Origin of the sequence: Neoluteolibacter marinus (assembly GCF_014904755.1) — a bacterium.
In the GTDB taxonomy this organism is placed as follows: Bacteria; Verrucomicrobiota; Verrucomicrobiia; order Verrucomicrobiales; family Akkermansiaceae; genus Haloferula; species Haloferula marina.
Window position 1 is genome coordinate 1 of the sequence record NZ_JACZFQ010000207.1, and the last position, 858, is coordinate 858.

At 61.0% G+C, this 858-nt stretch carries 2 protein-coding genes; both read right to left on the reverse strand.

From position 1 onward, the window contains the following. Positions 1-341: hypothetical protein (locus tag IG178_RS24495; RefSeq protein WP_193215212.1), on the reverse strand; the 341-nt coding region annotated here is incomplete at its 3' end. A 6-nt stretch (positions 342-347) separates the two neighbouring features. Next, positions 348-858 (reverse strand): very short patch repair endonuclease (locus IG178_RS24500; RefSeq protein WP_226895764.1); only part of this gene is annotated, 511 nt, incomplete at its 5' end.

Genomic DNA, 858 nt, shown 5'->3' on the forward strand with positions numbered 1-858 from the left:
TGACCGTCGTTCGCGCAGTAGAGATGGTCGTCGGTGAGCCTGATCTCGATTCTGCCCGTTGTTCCCGACTTGAAAATTGCGTCGGCAGCGTTCTGTACGAGCTCAGTCACCTGTCTGCGCGAGTAACCGCTCGTGCGGAAGGAGTTTTCCTGGCGCGCATGCTCCTCCAGGAGCAACGGGTCCTCCCGGTAGGTGCTGGAGACAGTTGCCTTCCAGCCTTCGATGAACCTGAGCAGTTCGGGGTCTGCTGCGGGCCAGGGGGAGCGCGTCATAGAGCTGTCCTTCCGGGGTCGACCCCCCGATGCTATTTGCTGGAGCAGTGAGACCTCGATGCGGGCCATGCAGTGTCAGTCATGTTGCGTAAATTTGACAGTGCGCTTGCGGACGAGCTCCGAGACGACGTCGGCTGCTGAATCCATGTCTTCGTGTTCCCAGAACCGCAGGACAGACCAGTCGAGCCGACGGAGCCGTTCGTCGGTCTCGCGGTCTCTGCGAACGTTTGTGTCCAGCTTGTTCGTCCACCAATCCCGGTTGGCTTGTGGGATGGTTGCGTGTTCTGGGCAAGAGTGCCAGAAACATCCATCGATGAAGACGGCAATCCGCTGTTTCGTGAACAGGACATCCGCTCGACGTCGTGGCATGCCTGGGAGGGGCGCGTCTACTCGGTACCTACATCCACGGGCGAACAGTGCCTTCCTCAAGGCCAGCTCGGGTTTGGTGTCGCGTCGAAGCTGTATGGACATCCGGCGGCTGGTGCGGGGGTCGACACCCTTCGTGCTGGTGCGCGAGGCGGATTCGGAGGTGGGATCGGCTGCCTCCGTCCGAGCGGAATCAGCCTTCCCCATGGAATTAGGGCCA